Raw genomic sequence first — 21,445 nt, forward strand, 5'->3', positions numbered from 1 at the left:
TATGACTGAACCAATCAATGAAGCCGCGCCGGTGCGCAATGCTGAATTCAAGGCGGCCCTGCTGCTGGTGCTGATGGTTGTGCTGGTGGCCGGCTCAGGCCTGTATTTGCTCTATGCGCGCGGCGCGTTCGAGTCGACCCAAACATTGTTCCTGCAGGCGGACGACTCTGAGGGCGTGGTGGTCGGCATGGATGTGACGTTTGCGGGCTTCCCGATTGGCCGCGTGCGCCGCATCGAGTTGAGCAACGAGGGCAAAGCCCGCGTGGTGGTGGATGTGCAGAGCAAGGACGCGCACTGGCTGCGCAGCTCCAGCATCTTCACGCTGGAGCGCGGGCTGGTGGGCGGCGCGAAATTGCGCGCCTTCAGCGGCATTCCAAGCGATCCGCCGCTGCCGGATGGCGCCGCGCGCGCGCTGCTGGTGGGCGATCCGGGCGCCGAGATTCCGCGCCTGCTGGCGACGGCGCGCGACCTGCTGCAAAACCTGAATGACCTGACGGCGGAGAACTCGGCGCTGGCCACCAGCCTGGCCAATGTGGCCGGCGTTACCGGCAAGCTCAATGGCCCGCAAGGCGCCATGGGGCTGATCGCCGGCGACGACAAGAATGCGCAGCAGTTGATGGAACGAGCCAACAAACTGCTGGTGACGGTGAACGCGCTGGCGGTCAAGGCGGATAGCCTGATCGGTCATGCGGATGAACAGGTGTTCGGCCAGCAAGGCGTGATGACCGATGCGCAGGCGACGGTGCGGCAGTTGAATGGCCTGCTGGCCGATGCGCGTAACTCGCTGAAAAAGATGGACGCCGTGCTGGTGGAGGCGCAAGCCGTGGCCTCCAACACCAAGGAAGCCACCGCTGATCTGGGCACGCTGCGCGGCGAAGTGGAAAGCAGCCTGCGGCGCGTTGAGCAACTGGTCAATGAAATCAACCGCAAATGGCCGTTCAAGCGCGATACGGAGATCAAGCTGCCATGAAGAAGACCATCTTAATCGCCGCCGTGCTGCTGGCCGGCTGTGGCAACACCCCGCCGGTGCCGGACTGGCAAATGAACGCCAAAAACGGCATCGACCGCGCCACCGACGCCTACATGGAGGGCAAGGCCAACCTGGAAGCGGCCGAATACCAGCGCGCCCGCGCAGCCTTGTCCAGCACCGGCAAGGTCGATCTGATCATCCGGGCAGAATTGACGCGGTGCGCCGCGCGTGTGGCCTCGCTGGTGTTTGAGGACTGCGCCGGCTACGACAAGCTGGCGCAGGACGCCGCCCCTACAGAGCGCGCCTATGCCGCCTATCTGGCCGGCCGCGCCAGCGCCGCCGACATCGCGCTGCTGCCACCGCAGCACCAGGCGGTGGCGGCGGCCACCAGCGACGCGACCGCCGCCAGCGCCGTGCAAGCCATCGCCGATCCGCTGGCCAGGCTGGTCGCCAGCGGCGTGATGCTCCGCAGTGGCAAAGCCAGCCCGCCACTACTGGCGAACGCGGTGGACACCGCCTCCGCCCAGGGCTGGCGCCGGCCGTTGCTGGCCTGGCTGGGTGTGCAGGCGATGCGCGCCGAGCAGGCGGGCGACGCCGCCGAGGCGCAACGCATACGCCGCCGCATCGCGCTAGTCACCCAGTGAGCCGGTCCTAGACCGCGCGCAGACGCAGCGCTGGTTTGCGCGGCGCGCTGACGCTGGCGCCGGCACCGCCGGCGGACGACACGGCGACGCTCGCCGACGCGTCGAGCTTGAAGACGCCGACCACCTGCTCCAGATGCCGCGCCTGATCCTGCATGGATTCGGAGGCGGCAGCGGCCTGCTCGACCAGCGCGGCATTTTGCTGGGTGGCGCCGTCCATTTCCGCGATCGCCTGGTTGATCTGCATGATGCCGGCTTCCTGCTCGGTGCTGGCGGCCGTGATCTCGCTCATGATGTCGGTCACGCGCCGCACGCTGGCGACGATTTCATCCATCGTGCTGCCGGCGTCCGCCACCAGCCGGGTGCCGGTTTCGACCTTGCCGACCGAATCATCGATCAGCGTCTTGATTTCCTTGGCGGCGGTGGCCGAGCGGTGCGCCAGACTGCGGACTTCGCTGGCGACCACGGCGAAGCCACGACCCTGCTCACCGGCGCGGGCGGCTTCGACCGCCGCGTTCAGCGCCAGGATATTGGTCTGGAACGCGATCCCATCGATCACGCCGATGATGTCGGCAATCTGCTTGGCGGAGCTGTTAATTTCCGTCATCGTGCTGACCACATTGGACACCACGCTGCTGCCGCGCAGCGCCACATCGGCGGCACTGCCCGCCAGACCGGTGGCCTGGCGCGCATTGTCGGCGTTCTGCTTGACGGTGGAGGTCAGCTCCTCCATTGACGAGGCGGTTTCTTCGAGCGAACTGGCTTGCTGTTCGGTACGCGACGACAGGTCCAGGTTGCCGGTGGCGATTTCCTCGCTGGCCGAGGCTATCGTCACCGTGCCGCGGCGCACGTCGGTGATGATGTCGTGCAGACGCTGGATAAAACCGTTGAGCGACGTCGCCACCTGGCCGAATTCGGCCGACAGCACCGGCAAGCGGTAAGTCAGGTCGCCGTCGCCGCTGCGCAGGTCTTCGGTGGCGTGCAGAATCGCCCGCAGCGGCGTCAACACCATGCGCGCCAGCAGCACCGCCAGCAGAATCGACAGCGACAGCGCCAGCATGCCGCCCCCCACCAGGGTGGCGCTGGTGGCGCTTCTCAGCACGGCGGCGTTTTTGCCGCGCTCGACCAGCAGCACCCGCTCCGCATCCACCAGTTCACTGATCAGGACACGCATCTGGTCCATCGTGGCTTTTCCCTTGGCCGACTGCTCAAAGGCCACCACCGCCTGCATTTTAGCGCTGTCTTCATTGGCGGCCTTGCGCAAGGCGATCGCCGGTTCGGCGGCGGCAGCAAGCCATTGCTGCTGCAACTCCTCGATTTTTTTCAGGCGCGCCTGCTGCTTCTCATTGTTGGCGGTGAGCGAACGCGCCTTCGCCAGATTCTCCTTGAACGCCACCTTGCCGTTATCGTACGGTTCCAGCGATGCGCTGGCGCCAGTCAAGGCATAGCCGCGCTCGCCGGTTTCCATATTGATCAGGCTTTCCAGCACGTTCTGGCTGGCGCCCAGCACTTCATACGTGTGAACGTTCCAGTCGTTGGCCTGATTCAGTTTGCTGAAATTGGTATACGCCACAGTCAAAAGCACCAGCAGTATGGCGACAATCAGGCCAAAGCCCGCATACAAACGTGTGGCGATCCCGAACTGGGCAGTTGAAGTTTTCATAATATTTTCCTGCAGGAATGGGTGGATTCGAGGTTCGCATAGCACGTCGTCGCGCTACGCGACAAACAACCAACACGGCAGCGGTTAGGCCATGCGCCATGCGGTGGACGCATGACTGATCGATCCGTTACCTCCCCCTCAACGACAAACACACGATATGGTGCAGGCGGAACGGCTAGGAGAGGCACAAGTAAGATAGCTTCATTATCGCGCCAAAAGATTCCATATTGCAATTGAATTTATTTTTGTGTTGTATCCGAGTCGGTTAGAATCGGCCTCCTCACTGATCAAGGAACACCATGCCTTACTACCTCGCCCGCCCGCTGCGCGGGCTGTTCACCGCGCTGGCGCTGTCGTGCGCCATGCTGGCACAGGCAGCGCCACAAAAAGTCATCGTCGACCTGGACATCGGCGACGACATCGACGACGCCTTCGCCGTCGGCCTGCTGCTGCAAAGCCCGGAAATCGACATCATCGGCATCACCACCGCCTGGGGCGACACCGCGCTGCGCGCGCAACTGCTGGAGCGCATGCTGCGCGAAACAGGCCACAGCCAGATCCCGGTGGCGCAGGGCATCGCCACCAGCGGCAACCCGCAGCCGTTCACTCAGGCGCGCTACGCCCAGCGCGGCAAGCTGCCGGCCAAAATCGACGCGGTCGATTTCCTGCTGGAGCAGATCAAACGCCAGCCTGGCCAGATCACGCTGCTGGCCCTCGGCCCGCTGACCAACGTCGGCGCCGCCATCGGACGCGACGCCGCCACCTTCGGCCAGTTGAAACAGGTGGTCATGATGGGCGGATCGGTACGCAGCGGTTACCGCAAGTCACAATACGTGCCATCGCGTCCGGTCGACAAGGAATACAACATCGCCTCTGACATCGCCGGCGCGCAACAGCTGTTCACCGCCGGCGTGCCGATCGTGATGATGCCGGTCGACTCGACCCAGATCCGCCTCGATGAAGTGGAACGCAACGCCCTGCTCGGCCACGGCTCGCCGGTGACCGACGCCATGGCGCTGCTGTACCACCAGTGGATCAACGCCTACCAACCCTGGTCCAGCAATATGCCCTCGCTGTTCGACGTGGTGCCGGTGGCGTGGTTGATCGATCCGGCGGTCTGCCCGACCACGCCGCTGCGCATCGTCGTCGATAACGACGGCTACACCCGCGAGCGGCCGGGCAAACCGAACGCGCAAGTGTGCCTGGCCTCGGACCAGAAGCGCTTCTTCGACATCATGATGCCGCGGCTGCTGAAGGATTAAGCGCCATGGCCCTCGTCTACTCCACCGAAACGGGGCGAATCTGCCCCGACTGCCGCAAGCCGTTGAACGACTGCGGCTGCAAGGCCGCCGCCAGGGCCAAACCGGCAGGCGACGGCAATGTGCGCGTGGCGCGCGAATCCAAGGGGCGCGGCGGCAAAACCGTGACACTGGTGCGCGGTCTGCCGCTGGACGCCGAGGCGCTGGCGGCGCTGGGCAAGCAACTGCGCAGCGCCTGCGGCTCGGGCGGCACTGTCAAGGATGGCGTGCTGGAAATCCAGGGCGACCACTGCGAACGCGTGATGGCCGAGCTGACCAAACTCGGTCACAAGCCGAAACGCGTCGGCGGTTAATTTCTCTTCGCGCGCTGGACCGACAGATAGACGTTGTCGCGCTCCAGCGCCGTCCCCGCGCACATCGCCGTGATCCACTGGTCGGTAGTGCCCACCGCCGCGAAGCCGGAATGGAACACCGTGCTGAAAACCCGATGTATCTCTTCCGCGCTCGCCTTGCCGGCCGCGTTCTCATAGGATGGCGAGCCGCTGGCGTCCGACAGAAACTCCACTGCCAGTCCCTTGTGCGACGCCTCGTAGATGGTCGCCGCGTCGCAGTTGTGCGTCATGTAGCCGACGATGGTCAGCGTGTCGATGCGATGGTCGGCGATCCATTGTTCCAGGTCGGTGCCGGTGAACACGCTGGCGTAGGTCTTGTTGATATGGTGATTCGACGGGCGTCCGGCGATTTCGTCATGCAGCCGCCATGCCGGTGAACCCTTGGCGAAGATCGGCGACTGTTCGGGCGCGTCGTGCTGCACCACCACCACCGGGATGTCGGCGGCGCGGGCCGCATCCATGGCGCGGATGATATTCGGCAGCGAGACATCCAGCGGCGGGTATGCAATCTTCATAGTTCCGTTGAAGTATTCGTTTTGCACATCAATGACGATCAGGGCACGGCGCATGATTCTTCTCCTGTTTGGGTTGCGATGAGCGACATTGTGCGCGCGCTGGCGCTCCCGCGACAGCGGCCCGAAGGCACATATACGATACAATCGGGCCATGCACTCGCCCGCCACCCAACGTTATCGGATCGCCGTGATCGCCTTCGACGGCATCACGCCCTTTCATCTGTCCGTGCCGGGCATGGTGTTCCGTGACGCGGCGTTCGATCTCAAGATCTGCTCCCCGGACCCGTCACCGCTGCGCACCACCGGCGGCTTTGACATCTCGGTGCGGCACGGACTGGCGGCGGTGAGCCGCGCGGACATCATCATCCTGCCGACCTGGCATGACGACTGCCGCGACGCGCCGCCCGCCCTGCTGCAAGCGTTGCGCCGCGCCCACCAGCGCGGCGCGCGCATCGTCGGCCTGTGCCTGGGCGCCTTCCCGCTGGCGCAGGCCGGCCTGCTCGATGGCCACCGCGCCACCACCCACTGGGGATTTGCCGACACGCTGGCCGAGCGCTATCCGGCCATCGCCGTGGATCGTGAAGTGCTGTACGTGGATGACGAGGTGCTGACCTCCGCCGGCGTGGCGGCGGGGCTGGACTGCTGCCTGCATCTGCTGCGCCAGCTGCGCGGCGCCGAAGCGGCCAATCACGTCGCACGCCAGTTGGTGGTGGCGCCGCACCGGCAAGGCGGCCAAGCGCAGTTCATCGAGCGTCCGGTGCCGGTCAGCGGCAGCGACGGCCGTTTTACGCAGGTGTTGGAGTGGGTCAATCAGCGGCTGGCCGATCATCACAACATCGACGCGCTGGCGGCGCGGGCGGCCATGAGCCGGCGCAATTTCACCCGTCACTTCCGCGACGCCACCGGTACCTCGTTCAAGCAATGGCTGCTGAACCAGCGTGTGGCGCACGCCCAGCGGCTGCTGGAACGCAGCGAGATGTCGATTGAACTGGTGGCGCAGGAAGCCGGCTTCGGCTCGACGCTGTCGTTGCGCCAGCACTTCCGCGCCACATTGCGCACGTCGCCGTCCGACTACCGGCGCCAGTTCCGCGCCGGCGCGGGCTGAGCGCGCGCCGGCTTAACCGCCTTCCGCCTCGCCGGCGGCGGCGGCTTCCCGCAGCTTGTCCTTCTTGCTCTTGCGCTTGCCCTTGACGCCGCCGTTGACGACGTCCGTGGCGGCACTCATCGGCTGCGCGACTTCGGTCGGCTCGAAGCCGGCGATGACTTCGCGCGGCACGCGCTGGTTCTGGCGCTTCTCGATCAGGCGGAAATGCTGCTCGGCGTCGGCGGTGATGAAACTGATCGCCAAGCCGCTTTCGCCAGCGCGACCGGTACGTCCGATGCGGTGCGTGTAGTCGACGGCGGAACGCGGCAAATCATAGTTGACCACCGCCGGCAGGCGCGCGATGTCGATGCCGCGCGCGGCGACATCGGTCGCCACCAGCACTTGCAGGTAGCCGGTGCGGAAATCGGTCAGCGTCTGGGTGCGGGCGCCCTGGCTCAGCTCACCGTGGAACGAGGCGGCGTGGATGCCGTTGCGGCGCAGTTTATCGGCGACATGGTCGGAAGCGTATTTGGTGGCGACAAACACCATCACGCCGCGCCACTTGTGCTGCTCGATCAGATGCTTGAGCAGCATGGTCCGGCGCGGCACATCGACGCTGATGGCGCGCTGTGTGATCGCCGGCTCGCAGGACGCCTCGGACAACACCTCGATGCGGGTCGGCTCGCGCAGCAGGCGGTCGGCCAGCTTCTGCACCGCCGGCGGGAAGGTCGCCGAGAAGAACAGGTTCTGACGCTGCGCCGGCAGCAGTGCCAGGATGCGATGCAATTCCTCGCTGAAGCCCAGGTCCAGCAGGCGGTCCGCCTCGTCCAGCACCAGCATCGCGGTCTGCTCGATGCGCACCGCGTTGTGGTCGATCAGGTCCAGCAGGCGACCCGGCGTGGCGACCAGGATGTCGGTGCCGCCGCGCAGCGCCAGCATCTGCGGGTTGATCGAAACGCCGCCAAACACCACCTGCACCTTGTAGGTGGTCGGCAGCATCGACACCAGCTGGCGCACCGACTCGCCCACCTGCGCCGCCAGTTCACGCGTCGGCACCAGGATCAGGCCATGCAGGCGGCGCGGGCCGCCGCGCTTGGCCAGCAGCGTTTGCAGCATCGGCAGCGCGAAGGCGGCGGTTTTGCCGGAACCGGTTTGCGCCGCGCCCAGCACGTCGCCGCCGCGCAGGATCGCCGGAATGGCGGCGCGCTGAATCGCAGTCGGCTCTTGATAGCCGATTTCGGTGATGGCGTTGAGCAGGGAGGGAGCGAGGCCCAGGGTGGAGAAGGACATATCGGCCTGAATTCTTTGAGTGAGGGCGACAGTATAAAGCATGCCAGCGGCACCCACCCCGCAGGCATCGCCGCCCACACCAAGGGCGCGGCTATTTAAAGCAGTTCTCGCGCGGCGGACGCTCGGCATTCAGCGGCACCCGTTGACCATCGATTTCCAGCTCCTTGAAGCGCGGCGCGGCCAGCGTGAATTCGCCCTTGCGCAGCTTTTCAACCAGCGGCTTGCAAGCGGCGTCACGGTAATCCAGCGTGGCGGCCACGCTCCACTTGCCATCGCCATCTTCCGCGTACAACCGGCCGCCAAACGCATTCTTTTTTTCTATCAGCAGCACCTCGGGCTTGCCGTCGCCGTCCGCATCAAACACAAAGGCATCGCACTTCCCTTCCCTGGTGCTCAGGCAGGACGGCTTTTGATCGTCCCGCGTATCGTCCCATTTCTGCGCCAGGAATCCCGTCGGCACCGGCGCGCCGGCCGGCCACACAGTCAGGTTGTCAGCCACCGACACCGGCGCGGTCGAGCGCACCGGCAGCTTCCATCGGTCCTTGTCGTCCTGCGCCAGCATGGCTTTGGCGCCCGCCTGCAGCACCGCCGCATCCGGACCGGTGGCGCGCGTCAGCTCCTGCAGGGCGGCGCGGCCATAACGTCCACCCTCGTAACGCAGATAATGGAAATCGAAATCGGCGGCGGCCACCTTGCCCTGGGCCAGCCGCGCCATCTGGCTTTGCACGCCGATGCGCGCCGGGTCGGCGATCGGCGTAAAGAGCGCCAGCAGCACCGCCAGCACCAGGAAGGCGGTGTAGATGTTCACGGTGGTCAGCGGCTGCAACCATGTGTCGTACTCATAAGCCGCCCACAGGTAGCCGACGGCATAGCAGGTGGTCACCAGCAGATAGGCGGCGGCCATCACGCGGTCGGCGGTCCAGCCGTACTGCACCACCCGCAAGCCCAGCGCGTAGATGCCGACCATGATCACCGGCAGGATCAGGATGGCCGCGGTACGCGCGCCCACCCGCAGCGGCAAGGCGACAATCGCCTCGCCGTTCTGGAAGGCGGCGTTGATCAGCACCAGCAGCACGGTGGCCGCCACCAGCAGCACGGCGGTGGCGTGACGCGTTTCCCACAGCGCCGTCAGACCGGTGAACGGCAGCGTGCAGATAAAGCCCGTCACCAGCACCACCGCCACCGGCAAAATCCACGATAGCAGCACCAGCAACAACGTGCGGATGCCGCGCACGATGGCCGGCCGCACGTCCGTCACATGCATCGCACACGAGAAGGCGGTGCAGATCACCGGCACATTGAACCAGGATTGCTGCAGCAGCTCGCGCAGGAAGCGCAGCTTGACCAGCATGAACAGCTCCGCGCCCAACCACAACACCAGGAACAGTGCGCCGACGAAGAACACGGAAAACAACAGTTGTATAGCCAGCTTCCAGGCGGTTTCAAAATAGCCGTTGTAGCTGGCGATGCGCCGCCCCTCGTGCGCCCCGGCCATCACCATCGCATGGGCGATGAAGAAGAAGGCGGCGCTGTACAGCAGCAGCGGCGCCGACGGCGACCACACCGATTGATACCGCCAGCGCGGCAGCAACAGGTCCGCGTGCAGCCCGCGCCACACGTCATGCTGGGCGAACACCAGCAGCACCAGCAGCGCCGCCACCAGCCAGTAGCCGACCTTGCGCAGCGTCAGGTGCCCCAGGCTGGACACCAGCAACACCGGCCATATCAGCAGCACCATCATCAGCGGCACCATTACATAGGCCGACGTGGCCGGCCAGGCGCTGTCGCGCGCGGCCGCGTATAGCCAATACAACAGCAATCCCTGCGCCAGCCCTATGGCCAGCCGCGCCGCCATCACCTTGCGGCTGACTTGCGCCTCCAGCACGATCTCGTTTTCCGCCATTCTCTCAACCTGTGATTGTGAATCCGTATAGTTTAATAATTTAGCATGAATGTCCGCGCACGCGTCAAGGCGCTATAATCAAGGACTATGAACCCACTTCTCGACAAGCTGCACCCCTATCCGTTTGAAAAACTGCGTCTGCTGTTTGAGCAGGTGACGCCCAATCCGCAGTACACCGCCATCAGCCTGGGCATGGGTGAGCCCAAGCACCCGACGCCGAAGTTCATTCAGCAGTCGCTGATCGACAACCTCGGCGGCCTGGCAGTGTACCCGACCACCATCGGCACGCCCGAGCTGCGCAACGCGATCGCCGGCTGGCTGGAACGCCGCTACAACCTGCCCAAGCTGAACGCCGCCACCCAGGTGCTGCCGGTGAACGGCTCGCGCGAGGCGTTGTTCGCGCTGGCGCAGGCGGTGATCGACAAGGACGCCGGATCGATCGTGGTGAGCCCGAATCCGTTTTACCAGATCTACGAAGGCGCCGCCTATCTGGCCGGCGCCGAGCCATATTTCGTCAACTCCGACCCGGCGCGCAACTTCGGCTGCGACTATGACAGCATTCCGGAAGCGGTGTGGCAGCGTGTCGCCCTGCTGTTCGTCTGCTCGCCGGGCAACCCGACCGGCGCCGTACTGTCGCTGACCGACTGGGAACACCTGTTCGCGCTGTCGGAGCGCTACAACTTCGTCATCGCCGCCGACGAATGCTACTCCGAGATCTACCACGGCGACCAGCCGCCGCTGGGCGCCATGGAGGCGGCCCACCAACTGGGCCTGGCCACCATCGACCAGCCCTACGCGCGCCTGGTGGTGTTCAGCAGCCTGTCCAAGCGCTCCAACGTGCCGGGCATGCGCTCGGGCTTCGTGGCCGGCGACGCCGAGGTACTGAAAAAATTCCTGTTGTACCGCACCTATCACGGCGGCGCCATGAGCACCACCGTGCAGGCTGCGTCGATCGCGGCGTGGAACGACGAAACCCATGTCGAAGAAAACCGCGAACAATACCGCGCCAAGTTCAACGCCATCACGCCCCTGCTGAAGGAAGTGCTGGAAGTCGAGCTGCCGGACGCCAGCTTCTACCTGTGGGCGGACGTCAGCCGCACCGGCCTGTCGGACACCGAGTTCGCCCAGCGCCTTTACGCTGCATACAACGTCACCGTACTGCCGGGCAGCTATCTGGCGCGCGAAGCGCACGGCGTCAACCCCGGCCGCAACCGCATCCGCATGGCGCTGGTCGCCGCGACGGCGGAAGGCCTGGAGGCGGCGCAACGCATCGTCCAATTCTGCAAGTCCCTTTAATAAATATCGAGTCCATCATGAGCCAACAACTCCAGAACATCATCGAAACCGCCTGGGAAGACCGTGCGAACATCAACCCGGCCAACGGTTCGGCCGAACTGCGCGACGCCGTCAACCACGTGCTGGCCGGCCTGGACGCGGGCACCATCCGCGTTGCCGACAAGGCCACCGGCGCCTGGGTCGTCAACCAGTGGGTCAAGAAAGCCGTGCTGCTGTCGTTCCGACTGGAGAACAACGTGGTCCTGCCATCGGACGGCACCATGCAGTTCTACGACAAGGTACCGACCAAGTTCGCCAACTACACCGCCGACGATTTCGCCAAGGGCGGCTTCCGCGTGGTGCCGCCCGCCGTGGCGCGCCGCGGCTCCTTCATCGCCAAGAACGTGGTACTGATGCCTTCCTACGTCAACATCGGCGCCTACGTCGATGAAGGCGCGATGGTCGACACCTGGGCCACGGTCGGCTCGTGCGCGCAGATCGGCAAGAACGTCCATCTGTCGGGCGGCGTCGGCATCGGCGGCGTGCTGGAACCGATGCAGGCCAATCCGACCATCATCGAAGACAACTGCTTCATCGGCGCCCGTTCGGAAATCGTCGAAGGCGTGATCGTCGAAGAGAACTCGGTGATCTCGATGGGCGTGTACATCGGCCAGTCGACCAAGATCTACGACCGCGCCACCGGTGAAGTGAGCTATGGCCGCGTGCCATCGGGTTCGGTGGTGGTATCGGGTTCGCTGCCATCGGACGACGGCAAGTACTCGCTGTACTGCGCGGTGATCGTCAAGCGCGTGGACGCGCAGACCCGCTCGAAAACCAGCATCAACGAACTGCTGCGCGGCGTTTAACACCATCGCAAGCAGCCGCTCCGTCACTCCGGCTTGCGCCGGATGACGGAGTGCCTGCTTTTGAGGAGAACTGCATGGCCATGGACCGCCTGTTCCAACTGATGAAGGACAAGAACGCGTCGGACATGTTCTTCGCCGTGAACTCCCCGGTTCACATCAAGATTAACGGCAACCTCATCCCGGTCAACCAGCAAAAGCTGGAGTCGGAAAACATCCATGCCCTGCTGGCGCAAATCGCCACGCCGGAGCAGATGGACGAACTGGCCGGCACCAATGAATTGAACATGGGCGTGTCGGTACCCGCGCTGGGACGCTTCCGCCTGTCGGCTTTCAAGCAGCGCGGCACGATTTCCGCCGTGTTCCGCTTCGTGCCGGCGGTGATTCCGCCGCTGGCCGAGTTGCGGCTGCCGCCAGTGCTGTCGGAACTGATCATGGAAAAGCGCGGCCTGATGCTGCTGGTGGGCTCCACCGGCTCGGGCAAATCGACCACCATCGCCTCCATGCTGGATCACCGCAACGCACTGCGTCCGGGGCACATTCTCACGCTCGAAGACCCAATCGAGTACCTGTTCCAGAACAAGCAATCCATCGTCAACCAGCGCGAGATCGGCAGCGATACCAGCGACTTCGCCACCGCGCTGCGCAACGCCATGCGCCAGGCGCCGGACTGCATCCTGATCGGCGAGATCCGCGACAAGGAGACCATGGCGGCGGCGCTGGCCTACGCGCAGTCGGGCCACCTGGTGCTGGCGACGCTGCACGCCAATAACAGCTACAACGCCTTAAACCGCATCATCAGTTTCTATCCGATAGAAAACCGCCCCGCCCTGCTGCAGGATCTGTCGAGCACCATCAGGGCGATCGTGTCGCAGCGGCTGGTACGCTCGGCGCATGGCGGCACGCGCGCGGCGGCGGTGGAAGTGATGGTCAACACGCGCCTGATCGCCGACCTGATTGAAAAAGGCGAGATTGGCCAGATCAAGGAGGCGATCGAGAAAAGCCTGTCGCCCGGCTCGCAATCGTTCGAGCAGGCCTTGCTCAAGCTGGTGCAGGACGGTCAGGTGGCCCAGGACGAGGCGCTGGCCAACGCCGATTCCGCCAGCAATCTACTGTGGCTGTTGAATAATGGACCGGACAGCCAGCGCGCCACCGCACCGCCGGCCGCGCCGGTCGCGCCGCCGGCGGGCGAGGTGCGCTTCACCGAGTTCAAGCTGGACGTCTAGACGCCGCTCGCCGCCGCCACGATGAATGCCTCGATCCAATCCTACATCCTGTTCTCGCTGGTCGCAGACCTGAGCCTGTGCGTGGTGCTGTTACTGGTCTGGCTGCGCCAGCGCAACGAATGGCAGGCGCTGTTCTGGGCAGCCAGCCAGCTGGCGCTGTCGCTCGGCACGGTCGCGGCCTACCTCGGGCCGGACAACTGGTTGCGGCCTTTGCTGACCTCCGCCACGCTGACCGTGGCGGTCGGCGGCATCTGGGCCGGGGCCGAATATTTTCGCGGCACGCTGCAGCGCAAGGTGTTGCGGCCAGCGCTGCTGGCGGGCCTCGCCGGCTGGGCTGCGCTGTACGCCGGCTGGCTGGCCTACCCCGGGTCGCTGCGGGACAGCACCGCCGCGCTACTCGGCCTGACCATGCTGTGGGCCGGCGTGCGGCTCAGCGTCCGGCGCAGCTACTATCTGCCACTGGGCCTGATCCTGCTGGCGCGCGGCGGCTTCAATCTGCTGAACGCGATGTACGACCTGAATCTCGATCTGCAATTCTGGTTCGCCTATTCGGTGCTGATCAAGACGCTGACGATGCTGTGGGTGGTGGCGGCGGTCCAGGAGAAAATCCAGCGCCGTCACGCGCACACCCTCGACAGCATGACCAGCGGTCTGCTGCTGGTGGACCACCATGGCGTGGTGCGCGAAGCCAATCGGGTCGCCGCCCGGCTGCTGGACTGCGAGTCGGCGGTCGCACTGGTCGGCGGCCAGATTGGCGATCACCTGAGCGGCTCGCTGCGCGACCTGGTCGCCGACTATCTGCGCGACCTGCGCGGCGCCGGCGCCTGTGTGCCACTCACCCGCAACATCCAGCTGCACCGGCAGGACGGCGTCACGGTGCCGCTGGACGTCATGCTGTCGGCGTATGAGGAAGGCGGACAGCCTTGCTGCATGCTGCAATTGATCGACGTCAGCGAGCGTCAGCAAAAAGACCAGCAGTTGTACCGCGCCGCGCACTACGACCAGTTGACGGGCACCTTCAATCGCAGCGGCCTGCTGCAGCAACTGGAGCACTGCGAGGCCCCGTATGCGGTGCTGGTGGTCGACCTCGACCAATTCCAGCGCATCAACGACTGCTTCGGCCGCGCCGTCGGCGACCAGTTGCTGCTGCAGGTCAGCGAGGGCCTGCGGCAGCAGCTGTCGCAGGGCGATCTGCTGGCGCGCCTGGGCGGCAACAAGTTCGCGCTGGTGCTGCACCAGCGCGTGCCGGGCAGCGTGCTGCCGCAGGCCGAGCTGCTGGCCGCGCGCCTGCCGCGCGCCATGCACGCCAACCTGGCGCAGCACGAGCAGCCGGTCGCGCTGTCGGCCAGCATCGGCATCGCCTGCCAGCCGGAACATGGCCGCGCCGCCGGCACGCTGCTCGATTTTGCCGCAACCGCGATGTACACCGTCAAGAAGACCGGGCGCGGCGCCTTCCGCGTGTTCGATCCGGCCATGAACCTTCAGGCCAGGGACGCGGTGCGGATCGACGCCGCGCTGCGCCAGGCGCTCAAGGCCGGCGAACTGCACCTGCTGTACCAGCCGATCGTCGCCACCGCCGACCGCCGCCTGCGCAAGGTCGAGGCGCTGGTGCGCTGGCATAGCCCGACGCTGGGCAGCGTGCCGCCGGACCGCTTCATCCCGGTGGCCGAGGAAAGCGGCCTGGTGGTCGAACTGGGCGCCTGGGTGCTGGGCGAAGCGTGCCGCCAACTGGCCGCCTGGGGGCCGGCGGCCGGCGCGCTGGCGGTCAGCGTCAACATCTCGCCACGGCAGCTGACTGCGCCCGGATTCGCCGCCCAGGTGCGGCAACTGCTCGACAGCCACGGCATCGCGCCGCAGCGGCTGGAGCTGGAGTTGACCGAACGGGTGCTGATCGACGAGGGCCAGCATACCCGCGAGGTGCTGGCCCACCTTAGCCAGATCGGTGTGCGCATCTCGCTGGACGATTTCGGCACCGGCTATTCGTCGCTGAGCTACCTGACGCAGTTCCGCATCGACACGCTGAAGATCGACCGCTCCTTCATCACCGACATCGAACACTGCCCGCGCAGCACCAATCTGGTGACAACCATCGTCCGCATGGGCCTCAGCCTGGGCATGGAGCTGGTGGCCGAAGGGGTGGAGACGGCGGCGCAGGCCGAGGCGCTGGCGGAGATGGGCTGCCACTGCCTGCAAGGCTATGTGATTTCCCGGCCGGTGGCTGCGGACGCCGTGCCGGCCATGGTATCCTACGGGGCTTAACTTCCCCGACTTATCATGACCATTACCCTCTACGGCATCCCGAACTGCGATACCGTCAAAAAAGCGCGCACCTGGCTGGCCGACCGGCGGCAGGAGTTTGTGTTCCACGATTTCAAAAAACAGGGCCTGAGCCGCGAAATCGTCGCCGGCTGGTTAAAGCAGCTGTCGCGCGATGTGCTGGTGAACCGCAAAGGCACCACCTGGCGCGCGCTGTCCGATGAGCGCAAGGCGTCCATCGTCGACGACGAAGCGGCCATCGCGCTGATGCTGGAAAACCCGTCCGTGATCAAACGCCCGGTGCTGGACCAGCACGGCGCCTTCGCCGTCGGCTTCTCCGACGCGCAGTACCAACAAATCTTCAATGGCTGACATGACTCCTTCCAAGACCCTGGCGCTGACCGAAAAACTGATCTCCCTGTCCTCCGTCACCCCGGACGACAAGGGCTGCCAGCAGCACCTGATTGATCTTCTGACCCCTCTCGGCTTTCAGTGCGAGACCATCGAATCGAACGGCGTGACCAATCTGTGGGCACGCCGCGGCAGCACCGCGCCGGTGCTGGTGTTTGCCGGCCATACCGACGTGGTGCCGACCGGCCCGGTCGAGCAATGGCGCTCGCAGCCCTTCACGCCGACCCACCGCGACGGCAAGCTGTATGGCCGCGGCGCGGCCGACATGAAAACCTCGATCGCCGCCTTCGTGGTCGCCTGCGAGGAATTCATCGCCAAGCATGAGGATCACAAAGGCTCGATCGCCTTCCTGATCACCAGCGACGAGGAAGGCCCGGCCACCGACGGCACGGTCATCGTCTGCAACCTGCTCAAAGAGCGCGGCGAAACGCTGGACTACTGCATCGTCGGCGAGCCGACCTCGGACGAAACGCTGGGCGACATTATCAAGAACGGCCGCCGCGGCTCGCTGTCCGGCAAGCTGACAATCAAGGGCGTGCAAGGCCACATCGCCTATCCGCAGCTGGCGAAGAACCCGATCCACCTGGGCGCGCCGGCGCTGGCCGAACTGGCGGCCGAAGTCTGGGACCAGGGCAACGAATACTACCTGCCGACCTCCTGGCAGATGTCCAACATCCACGCCGGCACCGGGGCCAACAACGTCATCCCCGGCGAGATGGTGATCGACTTTAACTTCCGCTTCTGCACCGCCAGCACGCACGAGGAGCTGAAGCGCCGCGTGCACGCCATCCTGGACAAGCACCAACTGCACTACGACATCAAATGGGCGCTGAGCGGGCTGCCGTTCCTGACGCCGCGTGGCGTGTTGAGCGACGCGTTGTCGGCGGCGATCAAGTCGGAAACCGGCGTCGATACCGAGCTGTCGACCACCGGCGGCACCTCGGACGGCCGCTTTATCGCGCAGATCTGCCCTCAAGTGATAGAATTCGGCCCCCCAAACGCCAGCATTCACAAGATTGACGAGCATATCGAACTGCGTTTCGTCGATCCGCTGAAGAACATCTATCGCCGCACGCTGGAAAACCTGCTGACTTAAACCGCCATGAACACAACTCTTTTCACCACGCCGCGCGACCTGCTGCGCTACGCCGTCACCCGCTTCAATACCGCCCAGCTGTTCTTCGGCCATGGCAGCATGGAGGCGTTCGACGAGGCGGCCTATCTGATCCTGCACACGCTCAAGCTGCCGCTGGACCGCCTGGACCCGTTCCTGGACGCCCGGCTGCTGCCCGAGGAAGTGGCGTCGGTGCTGGCGGTGATCGAGCGCCGCGTGGTCGAGCGCATTCCGGCGGCCTACATCACCAACGAGGCGTGGCTGGGCACTTACAAGTTCTACGTCGACGAGCGCACCATCGTGCCGCGCTCCTTCATCGCCGAGCTGATTCCCGACTACTTCGCGCCGTGGGTCAACCAGCCCGAGAATGTGTCGAACATCCTGGAACTGTGCACCGGGTCCGGCTGCCTGGCGATCATGATGGCGGACGCCTTCCCGGACGCGCGGGTCGACGCGGTCGACATCTCGGCCGACGCGCTGGAAGTAGCCAAACGCAACGTCGCCACCTACGAGCTGGAAGACCGCCTGACGCTGATCCACTCCGACCTGTACGCCAATGTGCCGGCCAAAAAGTATGACCTGATCATCACCAACCCGCCCTACGTCAACAGCGGCTCGATGAGCAAGCTGCCGATGGAATACCGCGCCGAACCCGAACTGGCGCTGGACGGCGGCAAGGACGGCATGGACCTGGTGCGTCGCATCGTCGCCGGCGCCGCCGAACGCCTGACCGACGACGGTCTGCTGATCGTCGAAATCGGCAATGAAAAAGAATTTGCCGAAGCCGCATTCGGTGAACTGGGCCTGACCTGGCTCACCACCAGCAACGGCGACGACATGGTCTTCCTGCTGACGGCCGACCAACTCAAACTGTAAATATGATCCGTTTTAATCAAGTAAGCCTGATGCGCGGCGTGAAGCCGCTGCTGGAACAAGTCGACGTCACCCTCAACCCCGGCGATAAAATCGGTCTGATCGGCGCCAACGGCGCCGGCAAATCCAGCCTGTTCGCCATGATGCGCGGCGAGCTGCACCCGGACCAGGGCGACATCGACTTCCCGGCCAAATGGCGCGTCGCCTACGTGGCGCAGGAAACCCCGCCGCTGGAGCGCGCCGCCCTCGATTACGCCATCGACGGCGACGTCGGCCTGCGCAAGCTGGAAGCCGAACTGGCGCGCCTGGAGTCGGAACCCGAATCGACCGAGAACGGCATCGCCATGGGCGATATCTACGGCGCGCTGGCCGACGCCGACGCTTACACCGTGCAGTCGCGCGGCGAGCAGCTGTTGCTGGGCCTTGGCTTCACGCTCGACCAGATGCAGCAACCGGTGGCCAGCTTCTCCGGCGGCTGGCGCATGCGCCTGAATCTGGCGCAGGCGCTGATGTGCCCTTCCGACCTGCTGCTGCTCGATGAACCGACCAACCACCTGGATCTGGACGCCATCATCTGGCTGGAAGACTGGCTCAAACGCTACACCGGCACACTGCTGATCATCTCCCACGACCGCGACTTCCTCGACGAAATCGTCAACGTCGTGGTGCACATCGACGAACGCAAGCTGAAACGCTATTCGGGCAACTACTCGGCCTTCGAACGTCAGCGCGCGGCGCAAATGATACTGGCCGCCGGCGCACTGGAAAAACAACAGCGCAAGCGCGCCCACCTGGAATCTTTCGTCAACCGCTTCAAGGCGCAAGCGTCCAAGGCACGCCAGGCACAGAGCCGCATGAAGGCGCTGGCCAAGATGGAAGAACTGGCGCCACTGCGCGCCGCCGCCGAATTCTCGTTCGAGTTCCGCGAGCCGCTGAGCGCACCGAACCCGCTGCTGGTGATGGACGACGTCAACGCCGGCTACCGCAGCGAGAACGACAAGACCGGCGAGATCACCGAGAAAACCATCGTCCGCGGCATCAACTTCTCGCTGCAGACCGGCCAGCGTATCGGCCTGCTGGGGATTAACGGCGCCGGTAAATCGACGCTGATCAAGACCATCGCCGGCGAGCTGACGCCGCTGACCGGCGAATCGACCACCGGCAAGGGCCTGAACATCGGCTACTTCGCCCAGCACCAGGTGGAGATGCTGCGCCACGACGAATCGCCGCTGTGGCATCTGGCGAAGATCGCGCCGACCACGCGCGAGCAGGAACTGCGCAACTTCCTCGGCGGCTTCAACTTCCCCGGCACCATGGTCACCAGCCCGATCGCGCCGTTCTCCGGCGGCGAGAAGGCACGCCTGGCGCTGGCGTTGATCGTCTGGCAGCGCCCCAACCTGCTGCTGCTCGATGAACCGACCAATCACCTGGACCTGGAAACCCGCGAGGCGCTGACCGAGGCGCTGGCGCAGTTCGAGGGCACGCTGGTGGTGGTGTCGCACGATCGCCACCTGCTGCGCGCCACCACCGACCAGTTCATCATCGTCGCCGACGGCAAATTGCAGCCGTTCGACGGCGACCTGGATGACTACAAGGACTGGCTGTTCCAGACCAAGCTGGGGAAAGGCACCGACGTGCTGCCGGCGGCGGGCAAGGACAACAAGACCGACTTCCCGGTGCAGTCGCCGGTGGCGCCACCAAAACCCGTGGTGGCGGCGCCAGCTCCCAGCAAGGAGCAGAAACGCCAGGAAGCGGAAGACCGCCAGCGCCTGTCGGCGCAGCGCAAACCGATCGAGCAAAAGATCAAGCGTCTCGACGAGCAGATCGCCAAGCTCACCGCGAAGAAGGCCGATGTGGATGTGCAACTGGGCGCGGAGTCGATCTACGACGCCGCCAACAAGGGCAAGCTCAAAGAGCTGCTGGCCGAGCAGGCCTATTGCGGCAAGGAGCTGGGCGAACTGGAAGAACAGTGGCTGCAGCTAAATGAGCAGCTGGAGGCGCTGGGCTAAGTCGTCAAGCCGCCTGGCGGGCGCCGAACTGCACTTTGCGGATGGACATCAGCTTGTCGATGTCCACCACGATCAGCCGGCGCCCGTCCACTTCCCCCACGCCGATCAGATAGTCCACCGCCGCCGCGCCGACCACCGGCTGGATCTGCGCCGGCGTCAGCGCGACGATATCGGTCACGCCGTCCACCACCATCCCCATCACGCAGTTCGACAGCTTGAGGATGATCACATCCGTCAGCGGATCGTGCTGCGGCGGACGTGGACCGAAAGCGACGCGCATGTCCACGATCGGCATGATCACGCCGCGCGACACCACCACGCCGCTGATGATCTCCCCGGCCGACGAAAAGCGCTCCAGCGCCTGCAAGGGGCGCAGCTCCTGCACCTTGGTGAAGTCCAGCGCGTAATCAAGTCCGCCCAGCCGGAAGACCAGGTACTGGCGCGCCTCGGCAGCAGGCATGTTCGGAGAAGCCATAATGATCCTTTCGTTCGGGAGAACAGCAGTAGCCATCGTAACCGCGCGCCTCATGGCCAGCGTTGACAGGCGTCAACATTTCCCGGCGCCGCAGTGTGTTTGCTACAATCGTTGAATGCACTACATGATCAATCCCGACGAAGTGGAATTCACCGCCATCCGCGCCCAGGGGCCGGGCGGGCAGAATGTCAACAAGGTGTCGAACGCCGTGCATGTGCGCTTCGACATCGCCGCCTCGTCGCTGCCGGAGCAGATCAAGGAAAGGCTGGCCGCACTGCACGACAGCCGCATCACACGCGAGGGCGTGATCGTGATGAAGGCGCAGCAGTCGCGCAGCCTTGGCGCCAACAAGCAGGACGCCTTGCGCCGGCTGCAGGAAATGGTCGATAGCGTGGCCGTGCCGCCCACCGTGCGCCGGCCCACCAAGCCCACCTACAGCTCCCAGCGCCGCCGCCTCGACGGCAAGGCCAAGGATGGCGAGCGCAAACAGATGCGCGGCAAGGTCGCGTTTTAACGCAGCAGTTGATGGACGCCCAGCGCCAGCAGGGCGAGGAAGAAGCAGCGGCGGAACATGGCCGGCGCCATGCGGCCGCGCAGCTTCTGGCCCAGCAGCATGCCGGCGATGGTCGGGATCAGCGCCAGCGCCGAGTTGCCAGCCGCCGTCACATGCCACTCGCTGCGCAAGGCCAGCATCACCGCCAGCGACAGCGTGCCGACCGTGAAGGCCATGCCCATCGCCTGCAGCAAATCCTCCCGCTCCAGATTCAGCGCTTGCAGATAGGGCGCCGCCGGCATCACGAACACGCCGGTCACGCCGCCCAGCAGCCCCGTCACCACGCCGACCAGCGGCCCGGCCCAGCGCTCGCAACGCGGCGCCACCCGCATACGCCATCCGGTCAGGCCCAGCAAGCCATACGCCGCCAGCGCGCCGCCGAGCACCGCTCCGTTCCACGTCGCGGAGCCCAGCACGAAAGCGATCGCCACGCCGGCACACATCGACAGCAACACCCAGCGGAAGCGCTGCCACAGCGGATACACCGACGGTCCGGAGGCCAGTTGCCAAACGTTCGTCACCGACGAAGGCACAATCAGCAAGGCGGCGGCCTGCAGCGGCGGCATGCGCAGCGACAGCAGCGCGATCGCCACGGTCGGCAGACCCATGCCGGTAACGCCCTTCACCAGGCCCGCGGTCACGAAAACAGCGGCAATAAACAAGATATCCATAG

At 65.1% G+C, this 21,445-nt stretch carries 20 protein-coding genes; 14 read left to right on the plus strand and 6 right to left on the minus strand.

Translation table 11 applies throughout. The annotated features are described in order from the left end of the window. Nucleotide 1 precedes the first annotated feature (1 nt). Both GTP44_RS05925 and GTP44_RS05930 read left to right on the plus strand, forming a co-directional pair. Nucleotides 2–970 carry an MlaD family protein gene (locus GTP44_RS05925; protein ID WP_160991731.1) on the plus strand — a complete coding sequence of 323 codons (969 nt, stop codon included), beginning with the start codon at nucleotides 2–4 and terminating at the stop codon, nucleotides 968–970. Beyond that, entirely contained in the window at nucleotides 967–1,614 is a 648-nt protein-coding gene (locus GTP44_RS05930) for a hypothetical protein (RefSeq protein WP_161018707.1), read from the plus strand. Before GTP44_RS05925 ends, GTP44_RS05930 begins: the two co-directional genes overlap by 4 nt. Before the next feature lie 7 nt (nucleotides 1,615–1,621). Here GTP44_RS05930 and GTP44_RS27995 read toward each other — a convergent pair whose 3' ends face one another. Further along, on the minus strand, nucleotides 1,622–3,274 hold the full coding sequence (locus GTP44_RS27995; RefSeq protein ID WP_161018708.1) for a methyl-accepting chemotaxis protein: 1,653 nt from the start codon (nucleotides 3,272–3,274) through the stop codon (nucleotides 1,622–1,624). A gap of 299 nt (nucleotides 3,275–3,573) precedes the next feature. Here GTP44_RS27995 and GTP44_RS05940 point away from each other — a divergent pair, with 299 nt between their 5' ends. Continuing rightward, nucleotides 3,574–4,536: a nucleoside hydrolase gene (locus GTP44_RS05940; protein WP_161018709.1), complete on the plus strand. Its 963-nt coding sequence runs from the start codon at nucleotides 3,574–3,576 to the stop codon at nucleotides 4,534–4,536. Between the two features lie 5 nt (nucleotides 4,537–4,541). Continuing rightward, on the plus strand, nucleotides 4,542–4,886 hold the full coding sequence (locus GTP44_RS05945) for a translation initiation factor Sui1 (RefSeq protein ID WP_161018710.1): 345 nt from the start codon (nucleotides 4,542–4,544) through the stop codon (nucleotides 4,884–4,886). Here GTP44_RS05945 and GTP44_RS05950 read toward each other — a convergent pair. Next, nucleotides 4,883–5,494, minus strand: a complete 612-nt coding sequence (locus tag GTP44_RS05950) for an isochorismatase family protein (protein WP_161018711.1) — start codon at nucleotides 5,492–5,494, stop codon at nucleotides 4,883–4,885. The two genes, GTP44_RS05945 and GTP44_RS05950, sit on opposite strands and share 4 nt — an antisense overlap. A 97-nt stretch (nucleotides 5,495–5,591) precedes the next feature. On the opposite strand from GTP44_RS05950, the gene GTP44_RS05955 reads away from it, so the two are divergent. Continuing rightward, on the plus strand, nucleotides 5,592–6,545 hold the full coding sequence (locus GTP44_RS05955; protein ID WP_161018712.1) for a GlxA family transcriptional regulator: 954 nt from the start codon (nucleotides 5,592–5,594) through the stop codon (nucleotides 6,543–6,545). A 12-nt stretch (nucleotides 6,546–6,557) separates the two neighbouring features. On the opposite strand, the gene GTP44_RS05960 is transcribed toward GTP44_RS05955, so the two are convergent. Together GTP44_RS05960 and GTP44_RS05965 are read right to left on the minus strand one after the other, a co-directional pair. Next, nucleotides 6,558–7,814, minus strand: a complete 1,257-nt coding sequence (locus GTP44_RS05960; RefSeq protein ID WP_160991724.1) for a DEAD/DEAH box helicase — start codon at nucleotides 7,812–7,814, stop codon at nucleotides 6,558–6,560. Between the two features lie 91 nt (nucleotides 7,815–7,905). Next, nucleotides 7,906–9,717: a DUF4153 domain-containing protein gene (locus GTP44_RS05965; RefSeq protein WP_229256798.1), complete on the minus strand. Its 1,812-nt coding sequence runs from the start codon at nucleotides 9,715–9,717 to the stop codon at nucleotides 7,906–7,908. 87 nt (nucleotides 9,718–9,804) lie between these two features. Here GTP44_RS05965 and dapC point away from each other — a divergent pair, with 87 nt between their 5' ends. The 8 genes from dapC (at nucleotide 9,805) to GTP44_RS06005 (ending at nucleotide 19,744) form a co-directional block, all read left to right on the plus strand. Beyond that, a complete protein-coding gene (dapC, locus tag GTP44_RS05970) occupies nucleotides 9,805–11,013 on the plus strand; it encodes a succinyldiaminopimelate transaminase (protein WP_160991723.1) in 1,209 nt (402 codons plus the stop codon). Between the two features lie 17 nt (nucleotides 11,014–11,030). Beyond that, nucleotides 11,031–11,858, plus strand: coding sequence for a 2,3,4,5-tetrahydropyridine-2,6-dicarboxylate N-succinyltransferase (gene dapD / locus GTP44_RS05975; protein ID WP_160991722.1), 828 nt, complete (start codon nucleotides 11,031–11,033; stop codon nucleotides 11,856–11,858). A gap of 74 nt (nucleotides 11,859–11,932) precedes the next feature. Further along, nucleotides 11,933–13,081, plus strand: coding sequence for a PilT/PilU family type 4a pilus ATPase (locus GTP44_RS05980; RefSeq protein ID WP_161018713.1), 1,149 nt, complete (start codon nucleotides 11,933–11,935; stop codon nucleotides 13,079–13,081). Nucleotides 13,082–13,102: 21 nt separating this feature from the next. Further along, a complete protein-coding gene (locus GTP44_RS05985; RefSeq protein WP_161018714.1) occupies nucleotides 13,103–15,340 on the plus strand; it encodes a putative bifunctional diguanylate cyclase/phosphodiesterase in 2,238 nt (745 codons plus the stop codon). 15 nt (nucleotides 15,341–15,355) lie between these two features. Next, nucleotides 15,356–15,709, plus strand: coding sequence for an ArsC family reductase (locus tag GTP44_RS05990; protein WP_161018715.1), 354 nt, complete (start codon nucleotides 15,356–15,358; stop codon nucleotides 15,707–15,709). A 1-nt stretch (nucleotide 15,710) separates the two neighbouring features. After that, a complete protein-coding gene (dapE, locus tag GTP44_RS05995) occupies nucleotides 15,711–16,844 on the plus strand; it encodes a succinyl-diaminopimelate desuccinylase (RefSeq protein WP_161018716.1) in 1,134 nt (377 codons plus the stop codon). A 6-nt stretch (nucleotides 16,845–16,850) separates the two neighbouring features. Further along, on the plus strand, nucleotides 16,851–17,738 hold the full coding sequence (prmB, locus tag GTP44_RS06000; protein WP_161018717.1) for a 50S ribosomal protein L3 N(5)-glutamine methyltransferase: 888 nt from the start codon (nucleotides 16,851–16,853) through the stop codon (nucleotides 17,736–17,738). Between the two features lie 2 nt (nucleotides 17,739–17,740). Further along, the gene (locus tag GTP44_RS06005) at nucleotides 17,741–19,744 is read left to right on the plus strand and encodes an ATP-binding cassette domain-containing protein (RefSeq protein WP_160991716.1); all 2,004 of its coding nucleotides are present in this window, start codon (nucleotides 17,741–17,743) and stop codon (nucleotides 19,742–19,744) included. Between the two features lie 4 nt (nucleotides 19,745–19,748). Here GTP44_RS06005 and GTP44_RS06010 read toward each other — a convergent pair whose 3' ends face one another. Next, on the minus strand, nucleotides 19,749–20,219 hold the full coding sequence (locus GTP44_RS06010) for a chemotaxis protein CheW (protein ID WP_160991715.1): 471 nt from the start codon (nucleotides 20,217–20,219) through the stop codon (nucleotides 19,749–19,751). 124 nt (nucleotides 20,220–20,343) lie between these two features. Between GTP44_RS06010 and arfB the strand changes: the two genes are divergently transcribed. Next, nucleotides 20,344–20,733, plus strand: a complete 390-nt coding sequence (gene arfB, locus GTP44_RS06015) for an alternative ribosome rescue aminoacyl-tRNA hydrolase ArfB (RefSeq protein ID WP_371867155.1) — start codon at nucleotides 20,344–20,346, stop codon at nucleotides 20,731–20,733. Here arfB and GTP44_RS06020 read toward each other — a convergent pair. Further along, nucleotides 20,730–21,443, minus strand: coding sequence for a sulfite exporter TauE/SafE family protein (locus tag GTP44_RS06020; protein WP_160991713.1), 714 nt, complete (start codon nucleotides 21,441–21,443; stop codon nucleotides 20,730–20,732). The genes arfB and GTP44_RS06020 overlap by 4 nt on opposite strands. Nucleotides 21,444–21,445 lie beyond the last annotated feature (2 nt).

The sequence above is a fragment of the Duganella lactea genome, from assembly GCF_009857505.1.
Classification (GTDB): Bacteria; Pseudomonadota; Gammaproteobacteria; order Burkholderiales; family Burkholderiaceae_D; genus Rugamonas; species Rugamonas lactea.

What these genes read in the sequence shown, in the direction of transcription:
- GTP44_RS05925 (WP_160991731.1), top strand. Translation starts at nt 2, where the DNA reads ATGACTGAACCAATCAATGAAGCCGCGCCGGTGCGCAATGCTGAATTC.
- GTP44_RS05930 (WP_161018707.1), top strand. Translation starts at nt 967, where the DNA reads ATGAAGAAGACCATCTTAATCGCCGCCGTGCTGCTGGCCGGCTGTGGC.
- GTP44_RS27995 (WP_161018708.1), bottom strand. Translation starts at nt 3,274, where the DNA reads ATGAAAACTTCAACTGCCCAGTTCGGGATCGCCACACGTTTGTATGCG.
- GTP44_RS05940 (WP_161018709.1), top strand. Translation starts at nt 3,574, where the DNA reads ATGCCTTACTACCTCGCCCGCCCGCTGCGCGGGCTGTTCACCGCGCTG.
- GTP44_RS05945 (WP_161018710.1), top strand. Translation starts at nt 4,542, where the DNA reads ATGGCCCTCGTCTACTCCACCGAAACGGGGCGAATCTGCCCCGACTGC.
- GTP44_RS05950 (WP_161018711.1), bottom strand. Translation starts at nt 5,494, where the DNA reads ATGCGCCGTGCCCTGATCGTCATTGATGTGCAAAACGAATACTTCAAC.
- GTP44_RS05955 (WP_161018712.1), top strand. Translation starts at nt 5,592, where the DNA reads ATGCACTCGCCCGCCACCCAACGTTATCGGATCGCCGTGATCGCCTTC.
- GTP44_RS05960 (WP_160991724.1), bottom strand. Translation starts at nt 7,814, where the DNA reads ATGTCCTTCTCCACCCTGGGCCTCGCTCCCTCCCTGCTCAACGCCATC.
- GTP44_RS05965 (WP_229256798.1), bottom strand. Translation starts at nt 9,717, where the DNA reads ATGGCGGAAAACGAGATCGTGCTGGAGGCGCAAGTCAGCCGCAAGGTG.
- dapC (WP_160991723.1), top strand. Translation starts at nt 9,805, where the DNA reads ATGAACCCACTTCTCGACAAGCTGCACCCCTATCCGTTTGAAAAACTG.
- dapD (WP_160991722.1), top strand. Translation starts at nt 11,031, where the DNA reads ATGAGCCAACAACTCCAGAACATCATCGAAACCGCCTGGGAAGACCGT.
- GTP44_RS05980 (WP_161018713.1), top strand. Translation starts at nt 11,933, where the DNA reads ATGGCCATGGACCGCCTGTTCCAACTGATGAAGGACAAGAACGCGTCG.
- GTP44_RS05985 (WP_161018714.1), top strand. Translation starts at nt 13,103, where the DNA reads ATGAATGCCTCGATCCAATCCTACATCCTGTTCTCGCTGGTCGCAGAC.
- GTP44_RS05990 (WP_161018715.1), top strand. Translation starts at nt 15,356, where the DNA reads ATGACCATTACCCTCTACGGCATCCCGAACTGCGATACCGTCAAAAAA.
- dapE (WP_161018716.1), top strand. Translation starts at nt 15,711, where the DNA reads ATGACTCCTTCCAAGACCCTGGCGCTGACCGAAAAACTGATCTCCCTG.
- prmB (WP_161018717.1), top strand. Translation starts at nt 16,851, where the DNA reads ATGAACACAACTCTTTTCACCACGCCGCGCGACCTGCTGCGCTACGCC.
- GTP44_RS06005 (WP_160991716.1), top strand. Translation starts at nt 17,741, where the DNA reads ATGATCCGTTTTAATCAAGTAAGCCTGATGCGCGGCGTGAAGCCGCTG.
- GTP44_RS06010 (WP_160991715.1), bottom strand. Translation starts at nt 20,219, where the DNA reads ATGGCTTCTCCGAACATGCCTGCTGCCGAGGCGCGCCAGTACCTGGTC.
- arfB (WP_371867155.1), top strand. Translation starts at nt 20,344, where the DNA reads ATGATCAATCCCGACGAAGTGGAATTCACCGCCATCCGCGCCCAGGGG.
- GTP44_RS06020 (WP_160991713.1), bottom strand. Translation starts at nt 21,443, where the DNA reads ATGGATATCTTGTTTATTGCCGCTGTTTTCGTGACCGCGGGCCTGGTG.